General features: G+C 56.5%; 11 protein-coding genes and 1 pseudogene. 3 read left to right on the forward strand and 9 right to left on the reverse strand.

Annotation, left to right across the window (positions count from 1 at the left end; translation table 11 throughout):
- Window positions 1-10: 10 nt before the first annotated feature.
- Both glpG and glpE read right to left on the reverse strand, forming a co-directional pair.
- Complete coding sequence (gene glpG, locus JZ655_RS19430) at window positions 11-841, reverse strand: rhomboid family intramembrane serine protease GlpG (RefSeq protein WP_040078268.1); 831 nt, start codon at window positions 839-841, stop codon at window positions 11-13.
- 44 nt (window positions 842-885) lie between these two features.
- Window positions 886-1,215, reverse strand: coding sequence for a thiosulfate sulfurtransferase GlpE (gene glpE, locus JZ655_RS19435; RefSeq protein ID WP_040078267.1), 330 nt, complete (start codon window positions 1,213-1,215; stop codon window positions 886-888).
- 211 nt (window positions 1,216-1,426) lie between these two features.
- On the opposite strand from glpE, the gene glpD reads away from it, so the two are divergent.
- Window positions 1,427-2,935, forward strand: coding sequence for a glycerol-3-phosphate dehydrogenase (glpD, locus tag JZ655_RS19440; RefSeq protein WP_207292532.1), 1,509 nt, complete (start codon window positions 1,427-1,429; stop codon window positions 2,933-2,935).
- An 81-nt stretch (window positions 2,936-3,016) separates the two neighbouring features.
- Here glpD and glgP read toward each other — a convergent pair whose 3' ends face one another.
- The 6 genes from glgP to asd all read right to left on the reverse strand — a co-directional run bounded on the left by glgP (window position 3,017) and on the right by asd (window position 13,740).
- Complete coding sequence (glgP, locus tag JZ655_RS19445; RefSeq protein ID WP_040078265.1) at window positions 3,017-5,464, reverse strand: glycogen phosphorylase; 2,448 nt, start codon at window positions 5,462-5,464, stop codon at window positions 3,017-3,019.
- Window positions 5,465-5,483: 19 nt separating this feature from the next.
- On the reverse strand, window positions 5,484-6,917 hold the full coding sequence (gene glgA / locus JZ655_RS19450) for a glycogen synthase GlgA (RefSeq protein ID WP_207292533.1): 1,434 nt from the start codon (window positions 6,915-6,917) through the stop codon (window positions 5,484-5,486).
- Window positions 6,917-8,212, reverse strand: coding sequence for a glucose-1-phosphate adenylyltransferase (glgC, locus tag JZ655_RS19455; RefSeq protein ID WP_040078263.1), 1,296 nt, complete (start codon window positions 8,210-8,212; stop codon window positions 6,917-6,919). The genes glgA and glgC overlap by 1 nt, the downstream gene beginning before the upstream one ends.
- Window positions 8,213-8,229: 17 nt before the next feature.
- Entirely contained in the window at window positions 8,230-10,203 is a 1,974-nt protein-coding gene (gene glgX, locus JZ655_RS19460; protein ID WP_207292534.1) for a glycogen debranching protein GlgX, read from the reverse strand.
- Window positions 10,200-12,386, reverse strand: a complete 2,187-nt coding sequence (gene glgB, locus JZ655_RS19465) for a 1,4-alpha-glucan branching enzyme (protein ID WP_207292535.1) — start codon at window positions 12,384-12,386, stop codon at window positions 10,200-10,202. The genes glgX and glgB overlap by 4 nt, the downstream gene beginning before the upstream one ends.
- A gap of 250 nt (window positions 12,387-12,636) precedes the next feature.
- Window positions 12,637-13,740 carry an aspartate-semialdehyde dehydrogenase gene (asd, locus tag JZ655_RS19470; protein WP_207292536.1) on the reverse strand — a complete coding sequence of 368 codons (1,104 nt, stop codon included), beginning with the start codon at window positions 13,738-13,740 and terminating at the stop codon, window positions 12,637-12,639.
- Between the two features lie 178 nt (window positions 13,741-13,918).
- Between asd and yhgN the strand changes: the two genes are divergently transcribed.
- Both yhgN and JZ655_RS19480 read left to right on the forward strand, forming a co-directional pair.
- Window positions 13,919-14,512 carry an NAAT family transporter YhgN gene (gene yhgN / locus JZ655_RS19475; RefSeq protein ID WP_015960802.1) on the forward strand — a complete coding sequence of 198 codons (594 nt, stop codon included), beginning with the start codon at window positions 13,919-13,921 and terminating at the stop codon, window positions 14,510-14,512.
- A gap of 397 nt (window positions 14,513-14,909) precedes the next feature.
- Window positions 14,910-15,164 (forward strand): annotated as a pseudogene (locus JZ655_RS19480) (hypothetical protein); the annotation flags it as partial.
- 370 nt (window positions 15,165-15,534) lie between these two features.
- Here the strand turns inward: JZ655_RS19480 and gntU are convergent.
- Window positions 15,535-16,875 (reverse strand): gluconate transporter, encoded by a 1,341-nt coding sequence (gntU, locus tag JZ655_RS19485; protein ID WP_040078256.1) that lies wholly within the window; start codon window positions 16,873-16,875, stop codon window positions 15,535-15,537.
- Window positions 16,876-16,877: the final 2 nt, after the last annotated feature.

Consider the following 16,877-nt stretch of genomic DNA (forward strand, 5'->3'; position numbering starts at 1 on the left):
CCTGCCAGAATTATGTTCGTTTTCGCGCATGTAGCGTATCGGCAAACGCCATCGCCAGCCCAACGGCCAGACCGGCCACGTGTGCACCGTTAGCTATCGCCATTCCGAACAGATCAAACCATCCGGCAATTAACCATATTAACGCAAAGGCAATTAAGCCGCGCTGAAGAAAGATGCCGCTTTCAGGATCACGCTCGCCGCGCAGCCAGACGTAGCCCATCAAGGCGTAAACGACGCCCGAGAGCCCACCGAACCACGGGCCGCTGAATTTATGCTGCACATAGCCGCTCAGCAAGGCGCTGATAAGGGTGATAACAATGAGTTTACCGCTGCCGAGCCGTTTCTCTACGGCACCGCCGAGATACCACCACCACAGCAGGTTAAAGAGAATGTGCAGGAAGGAGAAGTGCATCAGCGCATGGCTGAAGTAGCGCCAGACATCGAACTGCACCGACGGATCATAGGGCCAGGCCAGCAGCACCATCACACTTTGGTCACCTACGACGTTCATGATGATAAACGTCAGGATACAGGCCGCCATCAGCAGCAGCGTGAACGGGCCGGCACGCTCACGCACCGTGGCTAAAAACGGAAAACGGCGGTAGTGCAGCCCGCTACCGGTGTGGCCGGATTGCCAGCTGGCCGCCAGATAGCGCGGGTCGCCCGGGTTTTCCAGAAAGCGCGCCAGCTCGGCATGCACGCGTTCGGCCTGGCTCTCATCTGCCAGCCAGACGTCCGTTTGCGTATGTTGTTGGATAGTCAGGATCACACCCTGCGTCGCCATGTAATCGACAAACGCCTGAGCGACGCGCGGGTTGGTAAAAGAGGTAATCATCAGCATTGGCAGCGGTCGCTTATTCCACACAAAGGGGGACAGTATATACCTTAAAACCCAGTGTGCTCGACTTCCGCCGGGAAATGACGGTGCCAGGCGTCGAAACCGCCATCCACGCTGTAGACCGCGTCATAACCCTGTTGCAGCAAGTATTGTGCTGCACCTTTGCTACTGTTGCCGTGATAGCACATCACCATCACCGGGGTATCGAAGTCGTTGTCACGCATGAAATCACTAAGGGAGGCGTTAGTGAGGTGAAACGCACCCGGGGTGTGACCCATGGCAAAGCTTTGCGGGTCGCGAATATCTACCAGTACAGCGGTTCCCTGGTGCATCTTCTGGTGGGCTTCTTCGACATTAATACATTCAAACTGATCCATGCGGCTCTCTTTCGGTTATTCAGGGTGGTGCGAAGTGAGGTAAGGACCCCACTATTTTACCTTCTAGTGTACGTCCTGGCGGCGGGTAAACGCCATTATGTTAGCTGTATCACTCTAAATTGTTTTTTTAATGTTACCAAAGGCGCGTTCCTTTGCTATTATGAGCGATATCGAACATTTTTGAACGTAAGCGAAAGTGCGTGAGGATACGATGGAAACCAAAGATCTGATTGTGATAGGTGGCGGCATCAACGGTGCCGGGATTGCGGCCGATGCCGCTGGCCGTGGTCTGTCGGTATTAATGCTGGAAGCGCAGGATCTCGCTTGCGCAACCTCCTCCGCCAGCTCCAAGCTGATTCACGGCGGCCTGCGCTACCTTGAACACTACGAGTTTCGCCTCGTGAGCGAAGCGCTGGCTGAGCGCGAAGTGTTACTGAAAATGGCCCCGCATCTCGCCATCCCGATGCGCTTCCGTCTGCCTCACCGCCCGCACTTGCGCCCGGCGTGGATGATTCGTATCGGTCTCTTTATGTACGATCATCTGGGTAAACGCACCAGTCTGCCCGGCTCTACCGGTGTGCGTTTTGGCGCAGAATCGGTCCTTAAGCCAGAAATCGTGCGCGGATTCGAATATTCAGACTGCTGGGTCGATGATGCCCGTCTGGTGCTCGCAAACGCGCAAATGGTGGTTCGCAAAAACGGTGAGGTGAAAACCCGCACCCGCGCGACCTCCGCACGCCGCGAGAATGGTCTGTGGATTGTTGAAGCAGAAGATATCGATACCGGCGAGAAGTTCAGCTGGCAAGCGCGCGGGCTGGTTAATGCGACCGGTCCATGGGTGAAACAGTTCTTTGACGACGGCATGAAGCTGCCTTCGCCGTACGGTATTCGCCTTATCAAGGGCAGCCATATCGTCGTGCCTCGCGTGCATACCCAGAAGCAGGCTTACATTCTGCAGAACGAAGACAAGCGCATCGTGTTTGTGATCCCATGGATGGATGAGTTCTCCATTATTGGCACCACCGACGTGGAGTACAAAGGCGACGCCAAAAATGTCGAAATCGACGAGAGCGAAATCAGCTACTTGCTGAAGGTATATAACGCGCACTTCAAAAAGCAGCTGGGTCGCGAAGATGTGGTCTGGACTTACTCCGGCGTGCGTCCGCTGTGCGATGACGAATCCGATTCGCCGCAGGCCATCACCCGTGATTACACGCTGGATATTCACGATCAAGACGGTAAGGCGCCGCTGCTCTCCGTGTTTGGCGGTAAGCTCACCACCTACCGTAAGCTGGCGGAACACGCGCTGGAGAAATTGACTCCGTATTACACCGGCATTGGCCCGGCATGGACCAAAGGCGCTACCCTGCCGGGGGGTGATATCGACGGAAACCGGGATGACTACGCGGCAAAACTGCGTCGCCGTTATCCGTTTATCAGCGAATCGCTGGCCCGCCATTATGCCCGTACTTATGGCAGCAACAGCGTCCAGCTCCTCGGCGATGCCAAAGAGATAGCCGATTTGGGCGAGCACTTCGGACATGAGTTTTACGAAGCGGAGCTGCGCTACCTGGTTGAGCACGAGTGGGTGCGCCGTGTAGATGATGCGCTGTGGCGTCGTACGAAAGAGGGGATGTGGCTGGATGCCGAACAGCAATCGCGCGTGGCGCAGTGGCTGGTCAGAAACGCCCCAAAGCGTGAATTATCGCTTGCGTCCTGATGGGACAGAGCGGGCTGATGCCCTCACCCATAGGATGAGGGTGAAAAAATGAAAACGGCAACCGACGTTGCCGTTTTGCTTTTACAACCTTACCGGGTCGATATGCCATATAGTCTCGGCATACTCTTTAATCGTCCTGTCTGAAGAGAAATACCCCATATTGGCGATATTGTGCATCGCTTTGGTGGTCCACTCTTCGGGACGGCGATAAAGCTCGTCAACCTTATCCTGACAATCCACATAGCTCCGGTAGTCGGCGAGCACCTGATAGTGATCACCAAAGTTAATCAGCGAATCCACCAGGTCGCGGTAGCGGCCAGGCTCGTCCGGATTAAAGACCCCGGTGGCGATCTGCGTCAGCACCTGACGAAGCTCTTCATCCTGCTCGTAGTAGTCACGCGGTGAATAGCCCTTCGCTCTTAACGCCTCAACTTCTTCGGTGGTATTGCCGAAGATAAAGATATTCTCTTCACCCACGTGCTCCAGCATCTCGACGTTGGCCCCATCCAGCGTGCCGATAGTCAGCGCACCATTAAGGGCAAATTTCATGTTACTGGTGCCGGACGCTTCCGTCCCTGCAGTGGAGATCTGCTCAGAGAGATCCGCCGCCGGAATGATCAACTGCGCCAGGCTCACGCTGTAGTTAGGAATAAAGACCACCTTCAGCTTATCGCCAATCTGCGGATCGTTGTTGATCACTTTCGCTACATCGTTGATCAGGTGAATGATGTGCTTCGCCATGTAGTAGGCCGAGGCCGCTTTACCGGCAAAGATGTTGACCCGCGGCACCCAGTTGGCGTCCGGATCGGCCTTGATGCGGTTGTAACGGGTGATCACGTGCAGCACGTTCATGAGCTGGCGTTTGTACTCGTGGATACGTTTAATCTGCACATCGTAGAGCGCTTTCGGGTTCGCGACCACGTTCAGATGCAGCGCCATCCATACCGACAGCCGTTTTTTATTCAGCAATTTGGCGTCACGCACCGCTTTGTTCACGGTCGGGAAGTCGGCATGCTGCTCCAGCTCGCTAAGCTGGCTCAGATCGGTACGCCAGTTGCGGCCAATGTTCGCATCCAGCACCTCAGAGAGCGGCTTATTGGCCAGCGCCAGCCAGCGACGCGGGGTAACACCGTTGGTGACGTTACAGAAACGCATCGGGAATATTTTGGCAAAGTCAGCAAACAGCGACTGCACCATCAGGTTGGAGTGCAGTTCCGACACACCGTTGACCTTATGGCTAATCACCACCGCCAGCCATGCCATGCGCACGCGACGGCCATTAGACTCATCGATAATAGAGGTGCGGCTCAGCAGCCCGGTGTCGTTCGGGTACTGTTCCTGAAGCGTTTTCAGGAAGTAGTCATTGATCTCGAAGATAATTTGCAGATGGCGCGGCAGAATTTTGCCAAGCATGTCCACCGGCCAGGTTTCCAGCGCTTCGCTCATCAGCGTGTGGTTGGTGTAGGAGAAGACCTGGCAGGTTACCTCAAAGGCATCGTTCCAGCTGAACTTATGTTCGTCGATCAGCAGGCGCATCAGCTCCGGAATTGAGAGTACCGGGTGGGTGTCATTAAGGTGGATGGCGGTCTTCTCCGCCAGATTGTTATAGGTTTTATGCAGCTGGTAGTGGCGGTTCAGAATGTCCTGCACCGTCGCCGACACCAGGAAGTACTCCTGACGCAGACGCAGCTCACGGCCCGAATAGGTGGAGTCGTCCGGGTAGAGCACGCGTGACACATTCTCCGAGTGGTTTTTATCTTCCACCGCGGCAAAGTAGTCGCCCTGGTTAAATTTACCCAGGTTGATTTCACTACTGGCCTGCGCGTTCCACAGGCGTAGGGTGTTGGTGGCATCGGTGTCGTAACCCGGGATAATCTGGTCATAGGCGACGGCAAGGATCTCTTCGGTTTCAACCCAGCGGGATTTTTTCCCTTCCAGCTGAACGCGGCCGCCAAAGCGCACTTTATAGCGGGTATTGTGGCGCTTGAACTCCCAGGGGTTACCGTATTCGAGCCAATAGTCCGGCGACTCTTTCTGCCGCCCGTCGACGATGTTCTGCTTGAACATGCCGTAATCATAGCGAATACCGTAGCCGCGCCCCGGCAACGCCAGAGTCGCCAGCGAGTCGAGGAAACAGGCCGCCAGGCGCCCCAGCCCCCCGTTGCCGAGACCCGGGTCGTTCTCTTCGTCGATCAACTCTTCTAAATCTAACCCCATCTCTTCCAGAGCGTTTTTTACGTCGTCATAAATCCCTAGCGACAACAAGGCGTTGGAGAGGGTGCGGCCAATCAAAAACTCCATCGACAGGTAGTAAACCTGGCGTGTCTCTTGCGACAGCTGGGCACGGTTGGAGCGCAGCCAGCGTTCTACCAGACGGTCGCGCACCGCGAACAAGGTGGCGTTAAGCCACTCGTGTTTATTGGCGATGACCGGATCTTTCCCAATGGTGAACATCAGCTTATAGGCAATGGAGTGCTTTAAAGCCTCTACGCTGAGGGTGGGTGATGCATAAGAAAAAGGTGCATTCATATCTATGATTCCAGCGTTGTTATATCAAGCGTTGATAAAGATCGCGGTAAGACTGCGCCGCAACTTGCCAGCTAAAATCCATCGCCATCGCCTGACGCTGCACAAAACGCCAGAGAGAAGGACGAGACCACAACACGAAAGCACGGCGGATCGCACGCAACAGCGACCAGGCATTACTGCCTTCAAACGCAAAACCGGTGGCGATGCCGTCCGCCAGGTTCTCCAGCGAGGTGTCGGATACCGTATCCGCCAGCCCCCCGGTGCGACGCACCAGCGGCAAGGTGCCGTATTTCAGACCATACAGCTGAGTCAGGCCGCAGGGCTCGAAACGACTCGGCACCAGAATCACGTCCGCACCGCCCATAATGCGATGCGAGAAGGCTTCGTGATAACCAATCTGAACCCCTACCTGCCCCGGATGCTCTGCCGCAGCGGCCAGGAAGCCCTCCTGCAACACCGGATCGCCCGCCCCCAGTAGCGCCAGTTGCCCGCCTTGCTCCAGCAGGCCTGGCAAGGCTTCCAGCACCAGATCCAACCCTTTCTGGCTGGTCAGACGGCTGACGACCGCGAACAGCGGGACTTTGTCGTTAACCTTCAGCCCCATTGCTATCTGCAGCTGGCGCTTGTTTTCGGCCTTATCTTCAACCGAATCCCGGTTGTAGCGCGAGGCCAGCAGCAGGTCTGTTTCCGGACTCCAGATCTTCTCATCCACGCCGTTAAGAATGCCCGATAAGCGCCCTTCACGGTGGCGCTGGGTCAGCAATCCTTCCATACCGTAGCCAAACTGCGCTTCGGTAATTTCCCGCGCGTAGGTCGGACTCACCGCCGTAATGTGATCGGCGTAGTAGAGGCCGGCCTTCAGGAAAGAGATCTGGCCGTTGAACTCCAGCCCGTGCATGTTAAAGAATGACCATGGCAGTTCGATGTCATCCATGTGCTGCGCATAAAACATGCCCTGATAAGCCAGGTTGTGTACCGTAAACACCGACTTTGCCGGACGCCCTCGCGCCGCCAGATAGGCAGGCGCTAACCCGGCATGCCAGTCGTGCGCATGAACCACATCGGGATGCCAGAAAGGATCCAGGCCGCAGGCCATTTCACAGCCTACCCAACCCAGCAGCGCAAAACGCAGCACGTTGTCGGTATAGGCAAATAAGTTAGTGTCGTGATACGGGCTTCCAGGCCGGTCATACAGGTGCGGCGCATCAATCAGATAGATACCCACGCCGTTGTAATGCCCGAACAGCAGTGTGATGCGCCCGGCAAACGTCTCCCGGCGGCTCACCACCTGTGCATCAGGTATGCCGCGACGGATGTCTGGAAAAGCGGGCAGCAGCACGCGCGTATCAACACCACCGGCAATTTGCGCAGCCGGTAAAGCACCAATAACATCCGCCAGCCCGCCCGTTTTCAATAATGGGAACATCTCCGAACATACATGTAAGACCTGCATTATCGCTCCTGTTTGACCTGCAGTTTGCGCAGCATTTCACGCGTAACCAATACAATGCCTTCTTCTGAGCGGTAGAAACGACGCGCGTCCTCTTCCGCGTTCTCACCAATCACCATCCCTTCCGGAATGACGCAGGCACGGTCTATAACACAGCGGCGCAAACGGCATGAGCGCCCTACCCACACATCCGGCAGCAGTACCGCCGAATCGATATTACAGAATGAGTTCACCCGTACTCGCGGGAAGAGCACGGACTGCACCACCACGGAGCCGGAAATAATACAGCCGCCAGAAACCAGCGAGTTCAGCGTCATACCGTGGCTACCGGAACGGTCCTGCACAAACTTCGCGGGCGGCAGCGACTCCATATGGGTGCGGATCGGCCAGTTCTGGTCGTACATATCCAGCTCCGGCGTAACGGAGGCCAGATCCAGGTTCGCCTTCCAGTAGGCTTCCAGCGTTCCCACATCGCGCCAGTAAGGCTCTGAAGCCGGATCGGACTGAACGCAGGAGAGCGGGAAAGGATGTGCATAGGCCATGCCAGATTTCGTGACCTTCGGAATAATGTCCTTCCCGAAATCGTGGCTGGACTGCTCGTCATTGTCGTCCTCTTCCAGCAGCTGGTAGAGGTAGTCGGCGTCAAAGACGTAGATGCCCATACTGGCCAGGGAACGATCGGGGTTACCGGGCATGGCGGGCGGATTGGCAGGTTTCTCGACAAAATCAATCACTTTGTCGTGTTCATCCACGGCCATAACGCCAAAGGCGGTTGCCTCGGCAATGGGCACCGGCAAGCACGCCACGGTGCAACGTGCACCCTTTTCAACGTGATCGATGAGCATGCGCGAGTAGTCTTGCTTGTAGATGTGGTCCCCGGCGAGGATCACCACATACTCCGCATCGTAGCGACGAATGATATCCAGGTTCTGGGTGACCGCATCCGCTGTACCGCGGTACCAGTTCTCACCATGCACACGTTGCTGGGCAGGCAACAGATCGACAAACTCGTTCATCTCCTCACTGAAGAACGACCAGCCGCGCTGAATATGTTGCACCAGCGTGTGGGACTGGTACTGGGTGATCACGCCAATGCGGCGAATACCTGAGTTAAGGCAGTTTGAAAGTGCAAAGTCGATAATACGGAACTTGCCGCCAAAGTGGACGGCGGGTTTGGCACGCGTGATTGTTAAATCTTTTAAACGGGTACCGCGACCACCAGCAAGAATCAGGGCTACAGATTTTAATGGCAGTTGACGCGCTAGCATTAATGGATCGTTCTTATCTAACCTAACCATGACTAACTCCTTTTTTATCATTTCTGGAATACGCACACTCCGTGCGCAGGCCCATGCCAGACGGCCATCACCACCGGGTTGTCCTCACCGGCAAAGGGGGGAATAGCTCGCCACTCCCCATCAGGTAAAACCATTTCTGCTACTTCAGTGGTCGCGTTTAGTGTAATCAGCCATCGCTCTGAAAGCAGGATCTGCAGACGTGGAACGCCCCACTGCCACTCTTGCGCACTTAAAGGTTGCGCTTTGCTATTGAGCCAACGAACGTTGCCGTCACCCTCTTCCCACCACCGATCGGCCGTGAGTGCCGGGATTTGCTGGCGCAGGTGAATCAGCGCAGCAGCGAAGTTTGTTAGCCCGGTATTTGCCTCGTCCCAGGCAAGCCAGGTGAGTTCGTTATCCTGGCAATATGCATTGTTGTTGCCATGCTGGCTGTGGCCGTGTTCATCTCCGGCCAGCAGCATCGGTGTACCTTGCGAAAGCAGTAGCGTGGTCAGTAGCGCATGCACGCTGGCCCGCCGACGCTCAATCACATCCTGACTGCCCCCTAAACCTTCTATACCATGATTAAAGCTATGGTTATTGTTGGTTCCGTCGCGATTCTCTTCGCCGTTGGCCTCGTTATGTTTTCGGTCATAACAGACGCAATCACGCAGGGTAAAACCGTCATGCGCCGTGACCAGGTTGATCGAGGCCGACGGCAACCGCCCGCTGCGTTTAAACAGATCGCTGGAGGCGGCAAATCGTCCGGCTACGTCACCGAGCGACAGGTTACGCGTGAGCCAGAACCTGCGGGCTGCATCGCGAAAGTGGTCATTCCACTCGGCAAAGGGGGGCGGGAAATTTCCCACCTGATAACCCCCTTCACCAATGTCCCATGGCTCGGCTATCAGCTTGACGCGAGAGAGCAGCGGACAATTTTTTATAGCCTCAAACAACGGCGCCTGCTGGCTAAACGTCGGCGTACGTCCGATAACGGAGGCTAAATCAAAACGAAAACCGTCCACATGGAAGGTCTCGACCCAGTATTTCAGGCACTCATACGCATACTGCATGACTGCCGGGTGGCTAAGATTCAGCGTGTTACCGCATCCGGTCCAGTTGTGATAATCGCCATCCTCTCTGATCCAATAATAGCTACGGTTATCAATTCCGCGCAGGGAGAACGTCGGTCCCTCATAATCCAGCTCCGCGCTGTGGTTCAACACCACGTCGAGGATGACCTCGATTCCCGCCGCATGTAGCACTTTAACCGCATCGCGAAACTCATCCCGGGCTTTAACAGGATGCGCGGCATAGCGCGGGCTGAGGGCAAACATTGCCATGGGGTTGTAGCCCCAGTAGTTGCTTAACCCCAGCCGTTGCAGACGCGGCTCGCAGGCGTAATGGGCGACAGGCAATAGTTCCAGCGCCGTAATGCCCAGATGTTTGAAATAGCGAATCATGGCCGGATGGCCGAGCGCTTTATAGGTGCCGCGCATCTCCGCTGGAATGGCCGGATGTTTGAAGGTAAGCCCTTTGACGTGGGCTTCATAAATGACCGTATTGCCCCAGGGCGTCGCGGGAGGTGAATCGTCTTCCCAGTCGTAACGGTCGGCGATCACTACCCCTTTGGGTGCGGCGGGCGCACTGTCGCGGCTATCGGGTTGATCCAGACCGCCGCACAGCAGAGCGGTATCCCGCAGCCCGCCCTCCACCTGAAGGGCATAAGGGTCGAGCAACAGTTTCGCCGGGTTAAAGCGGTGTCCGTTAGCCGGATCCCAGGGGCCATGCACCCGATAGCCGTAACGCAGACCCGGTTTGACGCCGTCGAGGTAGCCGTGCCAGACCTCACCGGTACGGCCAGGGAGATCGAATCGTTGCTCATTCCCGTGGGCATCAAACACGCAGAGTTCGACCCGCTCCGCATGAGCGGAGAAGAGGGTAAAATTTACCCCCTTACCGTCAAAGCTTGCACCGAGCGGTTCGGCCTGGCCTGCGCTGAGCTGGGTCATTCACCCTCCCTGACCAGCCAGATGGTAGACAATGGCGGCAGCGTCACGCTGAGGGAGTGAGGACGACCGTGGCTTTCGTGCTCATCGCTTTGCACCAGCCCACCGTTTCCGGCATTGCTGCCGTGGTAGTGCACAGAGTCGGTGTTGAGTATTTCACGCCACTTGCCCGGCTGGTTGATGCCAAACCGATAATTATGGCGCGGAACCGGGGTGAAGTTACTGGCAACGATAATCTCATTCCCGGCTTTATCACGACGCACAAAGACAAAGATTGAGCGTTCGTGATCGTCCACCACCAGCCACTCGAAGCCGTATGTGTCGAAATCCAGTTCATGCAGTGCTTTGTGGTAACGGTAGGTCAGGTTGAGATCGCGCACGAGGCGCTGTACGCCGTGGTGCCAGTTGTCGCCCCCTTCCAGCAGATGCCAGTCAAGGCTGGCGTCGTGGTTCCACTCTCGTCCCTGGGCGAATTCATTCCCCATGAACAGCAGCTTTTTACCCGGGAAGGCGAACATCCAGCCGTAGTAGGCGCGCAGATTGGCGAACTTCTGCCACGCATCGCCCGGCATCCGATCAAGGATCGATTTTTTGCCATGCACGACTTCATCGTGTGAGAGCGGCAGAACGAAGTTCTCGGTGCCGTTATAGAGCATGCCAAAGGTGAGTTTGTCGTGGTGATACTGACGATGCACCGGATCCAGTTTCATATAATCCAGCGTGTCGTGCATCCAGCCAAGGTTCCACTTATACCAGAAGCCCAGCCCCCCCATCGACGGTGGACGAGAGACGCCAGGGAAATCGGTAGACTCCTCGGCCATGGTTACCGCGCCAGGCACCTGCTCGCCGAGAATACGGTTCGTGCTGCGCAGGAAGTCAATGGCCTCCAGGTTTTCGCGCCCGCCGAACTCATTCGGGATCCACTCTCCTTCTTTACGGCTATAGTCGCGATAGATCATGGATGCCACCGCATCCACGCGCAGAGCGTCGATGCCAAAGCGTTCAATCCAGTAAAGGGCGTTACCCACCAGATAGTTGGTCACTTCACGACGGCCATAGTTGTAAATCAGGGTATTCCAGTCCTGATGATAACCTTCGCGCGGATCGCTGTGCTCATACAGGTTGGTGCCGTCGAACTCAGAGAGACTAAAGTCATCCGACGGGAAGTGGCCTGGCACCCAGTCCAGAATCACGTTCAGACCGGCCGCATGCGCGGCGTCGATGAAGTAGCGGAAGTCGTCACGGGTCCCGAAGCGGCGGGTCGGAGCGTAGAGTCCCGTGGGCTGATAACCCCAGCTTCCATCGAAGGGATGCTCGTTAATCGGGAGCAGTTCCAGATGGGTAAAGCCCATCCACTTCGCGTAGGGAACCAGTTGGTCAGCCAGCTCACGATAGCTCAGCCAAAAATTGTTGTCCGTATGACGGCGCCAGGAGCCGAGATGCACTTCATAAATGGAAATGGGCTGATCGAACTGGTTGGCCTTAACGCGCGCCTCGCTCATGGCGATCTTCTCTGGCAGGCCGCAGATCATTGAGGCCGTATCCGGACGCATCTGCGCCTCAAAGGCATAGGGGTCCGCTTTAATGCGCAGCTGTCCGTGGGCATCGACCAGCTCAAATTTATACAGTTGTCCGGTGTGCGCGCCGGGGATAAACAGCTCCCAAATACCGGTTTCACGGCGCAGGCGCATCGGGTGGCGGCGGCCATCCCAGTAGTTGAACTGACCCACGACCGAAACACGACGCGCATTAGGCGCCCAGACGCTGAATCGGGTACCGGTGATGCCATCCATCGTATCGGCATGGGCACCCAGGGTTTCGTAAGGACGCAGGTGCGTACCTTCAGAGAGGAGCCAGGCATCCATCTCCTGCAGAAGCGGGCCGAAGCTGTAAGGATCGTCAATCAGGTTTTGCTGACCATGCCAGAGTACGGCAAGCTGGTAGCGGAAGGGATTTTTACGACGGGGCATAATGCCCGAGAAGAAACCACGTGAGTCAAGGCACTCCAGTTTGCCCACTTTGCGGCCCGTTTTGGGTTCGATGACCCAGACTTCCGTCGCGTCAGGTAACAGCGCGCGGACTTCCAGTCCGGCCTCTGTACGGTGCATGCCAAGTACAGAAAAGGGGTCCGCAAAATGACCCGTAATAAGCGCATTAATCACGTCTCTATCAATACGAACGGACATGGTGTTCATCCTGTTTTTTTTGTTGTCGGCCCTGGCGTGCTAAGGGTTCGACCTTATTGTGACCTGAATGGAACAGCACATTGTGCATCCTCTCTGTTCCACCCATCCTCCAGGCTGGATGCCACGCATCCAACTTAAAGCATAGCCAACGCTTTATATGACTCCCGATAAATAATGACTCATCTGCGTTTTACTCCGTGTATTACGCAAAAAAAGGGGTGTCTAAGCACCCCTGAGATTTAACAAATTATTACGCCAGCTGGCGAAGCATCCTGCGAAGCGGCTCGGCGGCCCCCCACAGCAGTTGGTCGCCAACGGTGAAGGCGGAGAGATACTCCGGCCCCATATTGAGTTTACGCAGGCGCCCTACCGGGGTAGAAAGCGTGCCGGTGACCGCCGCCGGGGTCAGTTCGCGCATCGTGATGTCGCGATCGTTTGGTACCACTTTTGCCCACGGATTGTGCGCAGCCAGCAGCTCTTCCACGGTCGGAATAGACACATCTTTTTTCAGTTTAAGGGTGAATGCCTGGCTGTGGCAGCGCAGCGCGCCAACGCGCACGCAGAGGCCATCGACCGGGATCGCGGAAGCGGTATTGAGAATTTTGTTGGTCTCAGCCTGGCCTTTCCACTCTTCACGGCTCTGGCCGTTGTCGAGCTGTTTGTCGATCCACGGAATCAGGCTACCCGCCAGCGGTACGCCGAAGTTATCAACCGGCAGCTCGCCATTGCGGGAGAGCTGAGTCACTTTACGTTCGATATCCAGAATGGCCGATGCCGGGTTCGCCAGCTCGTCTGCCACGTGATGATGTAGCTGGCCCATCTGCGCCAGCAGTTCACGCATGTGACGCGCCCCGCCGCCGGAGGCTGCCTGATAAGTTGCCACGGAAACCCACTCCACCAGGTCCTGTGCGAACAGGCCGCCCAGCGACATCAGCATCAGGCTAACGGTGCAGTTCCCGCCAACAAAGGTTTTCACCCCTTTGTTCAGGCCGTCGGTGATAACATCCTGGTTGACCGGGTCGAGAATGATGATGGCGTCGTCTTTCATGCGCAGTGAAGAGGCTGCATCAATCCAGTAGCCCTGCCAGCCGCTTTCACGCAGCTTTGGATAGATTTCGTTGGTATAATCGCCGCCCTGGCAGGTGACTATAATGTCGAGTGCCTTCAGCGCTTCCAGATCGAAAGCATCCTGCAACGTACCAGTGCTACCGCCGAAAGAAGGCGCAGCCTGGCCGAGCTGGGAAGTTGAGAAGAAGACCGGGCGGATGGCGTCAAAGTCGCGCTCTTCAACCATGCGTTGCATGAGTACAGAGCCGACCATACCGCGCCAGCCGATGAAACCAACGTTTTTCATAGCGTATTTTTCCTGCAGAGGTGTGTGCTGAGTGTGCCGAACCAGATTCCAACTGGCTCCAGCCTTCACATTACAAAATGCAGCCAAAGTCGCAAGCGAAATTAATCGATGATTGCGCCGCAATCAGTAATACCACTTATTACGATAATAACCATAAGTATTCAGGGGATAAATAATAATGACTGAAATAATTTCCGCGGCGGTTCTTTTAATCCTGATTATGGACCCCCTGGGGAACTTGCCCATCTTTATGTCGGTGCTGAAACACACCGAGCCGAAGCGCCGGCGGGCGATCATGATCCGCGAGCTGCTCATCGCGCTGCTGGTGATGTTTATCTTCCTGTTTGCCGGGGAAAAGATCCTCGCCTTCCTTAACTTGCGCGCGGAGACCGTCTCCATTTCCGGCGGGATTATTCTGTTCCTAATTGCTATCAAGATGATTTTCCCGAGCGCGGAAGGCAGCAGCAGTGGTCTGCCTGCCGGTGAAGAGCCGTTTATCGTACCGCTGGCCATCCCGCTGGTGGCCGGCCCGACCATTCTGGCCACGCTGATGCTGCTGTCGCATCAATACCCAAATCAGATGAGCCACCTGGTGATTGCCCTGCTGATTGCCTGGGGCGGCACCTTTATTATTCTTTTACAGTCGTCGCTGTTTTTGCGTCTGCTGGGCGAGAAAGGGGTGAATGCTCTGGAGCGCCTGATGGGGTTGATCCTGGTAATGATGGCGACCCAGATGTTCCTCGACGGGATCCGGGCGTGGATGAAGGGCTAGGTAAAAGCAAAACGACAACCCCTGGTTGTCGTTTTTAGTATTTGCTCCCTCTCCCCGTGGGAGAGGGCTGGGGTGAGGGCAACAGACCGCACCATCAAAAATAATCCTGCGTTTTGCGAGCCGCCTTCCAGAGCCTCTCTTGCCACCTGTTCAGCAAAGCAGTATCGTCTCGCCACGCCTGCAAAATCAGGCGTCAGGGTTGGTCCCCTGTTATCCTCATCCGTGATAAATAACGTTTTTATCGCGTGGCCAGTTACACCTCAATGGTGGGCTGGACGGTGGCGCCGTAAGGCGCGCCGGTAGCTGATGAGGCCGGTAGGACCAACGCCGTTCAGTCCGCCACCAGTGAGGTTGGTCCCTCCTTTGGCGGCCCATTCAACTCATCAGAGGCTGTCTTATGACTACTACCCCAGGCTTTTCTCACGCTTTATTCACAACTGCGCTCGATCACACCGCCGATTTCACCGACCTGGCAGACAACTGCGAGCGATTCGTAGATGTGCTGGTTGAATGTGAAGACCCGGCACAAAAGATGGCGCTGTGTGGGCGGCTCGCAGCCTGCCTTGCTCTGCTCCAGCCCATGCTGCTTGATCCTGTGCCGGAACATTTGAAAGCAAGTCTGTCGGTGGATGACCTGCCGCTGGAGGCGCCGCGCTGGCTGCGCACGGAGAACGGTGCCGTACTGCTGTAGAAGCTTGCGCTACCGGGGCTGCGGTTTTTGGGGGGGGTCGGGTCGGGTATGGCGAAGCTGCCGCCTGACAAAATAGCACCTCTGCGGCCTGATGCCCTCACCCCGGCCCTCTCCCACAGGGAGAGGGGGAAAACCAGAGTCAGCCTGGCGGTTGAATACCCTCACCCCGACCCTCTCCCACAGGGAGAGGGGGAAACCCAGGGTCAGCCCGACGGTTGGATGCCCTCACCCCGACCCTCTCCCATAGGGAAAGGGGGAAAACAAGGGTCAACCCGGCGGTTGGATACCCTCACCCCGGCCCTCTCCCAGAGGGAGAGGGGGAAAACAAGGGTCAGCTCAGCAGTGAAAACGCAATCATCCCGACAATCGCGCCTGTGGTGCCGAGAATCGTCTCCATCAGCGTCCAGGTCTTCAGGGTTTGCGCTTCGGTGGCGCCGGTAAATTTACCGAACAGCCAGAAGCCGGCATCATTCACGTGTGAAACCACAATTGACCCACCCGCGATACAGATAGAGAGCGCCGCCATCTGCGCACCGGAGTAGTTCAGCTGTTCAATGACCGGCATCACCAGCCCCACGGCAGTTAAACACGCCACGGTAGCAGAGCCCTGAATGATACGTACCGCTGCCGCCAGCACGAAGCAAGTCACCGCAATCGGCAGCCCCATGCCGGTTAACGCTTCACCGAGCGCCGGGCCGACGCCGGAATCCACCAGCACCTGCTTGAACACCCCACCGGCACCGATCACCAGCAGGATAATCCCCGCAGGTTGCAGCGCCGCGCCGCAGATCTCCATCACTCTGTCTTTCGGCATGCCCTGACGCATCGCCAGACCATAAATCGCTACCAGACAGGCTACCAGGATCGCCGTGAACGGGTGGCCGATAAACTCAAACCACTCGTAGGCGCTGGAACCGACCGGCACAAAGCGTGCGGCGATGGTCTTCAGGCCCACCAGCACCAGCGGCAGCAGGATCAGCGCCAGGCTGAAGCCGAAGGAGGGCATTTTGCCTTCGCCCAGGTGCGGCTCGGTGATGTCGTCAGGAATATGAAGTTCAACGTAGCGGCTAATGAAGTTGCCCCACAGCGGGCCAGCAATAATCATTCCCGGGATAGCGGCGCAGAGGCCAATCAGGATCATCCAGCCAAAGTCAGCGTGCATCTGCGAGGCCAACAGCATCGGCGCGGGCCCAGGCAGCAGGAATGCCGCCGCTGCCGCCACCCCCGCAAACAGCGGAATGACCAGCTTCACAAGATTGGTACCGGTATGGCGCGCCATGGAGAATGCCACGCTTATCAGTAGCACAACGGCCACTTCAAAGAACAGCGGCAGGGCGCAAATCAGACCGGCCAGGCCAATGGCATAATGTGCGCGGCTATGGCCGAACGATTTCAGCATCTTGACGGCAATCTGATCGACCGCACCCGTTTCATGCAGAATCTTGCCAAACATCGCGCCCAGTGCGACCACTATCGCCAGAAAGCCCAGCGTGCCGCCCATCCCTTTTTCCATTGTCGCTGCGATCTTGTCGAGCGGCATACCGGAAAAGAGACCTGCACCAATAGACACCACCATCAATGCCACGAAAGCGTGCATACGCGCTTTCATGACCAAAAACAGCAGCAGTAAAACGGAGCCCACTGCTGTCAAAACAAGCGTTAAAGTACTCAAAA

It is taken from the genome of Leclercia pneumoniae (assembly GCF_017348915.1).
Taxonomy (GTDB): domain Bacteria; phylum Pseudomonadota; class Gammaproteobacteria; order Enterobacterales; family Enterobacteriaceae; genus Enterobacter; species Enterobacter pneumoniae.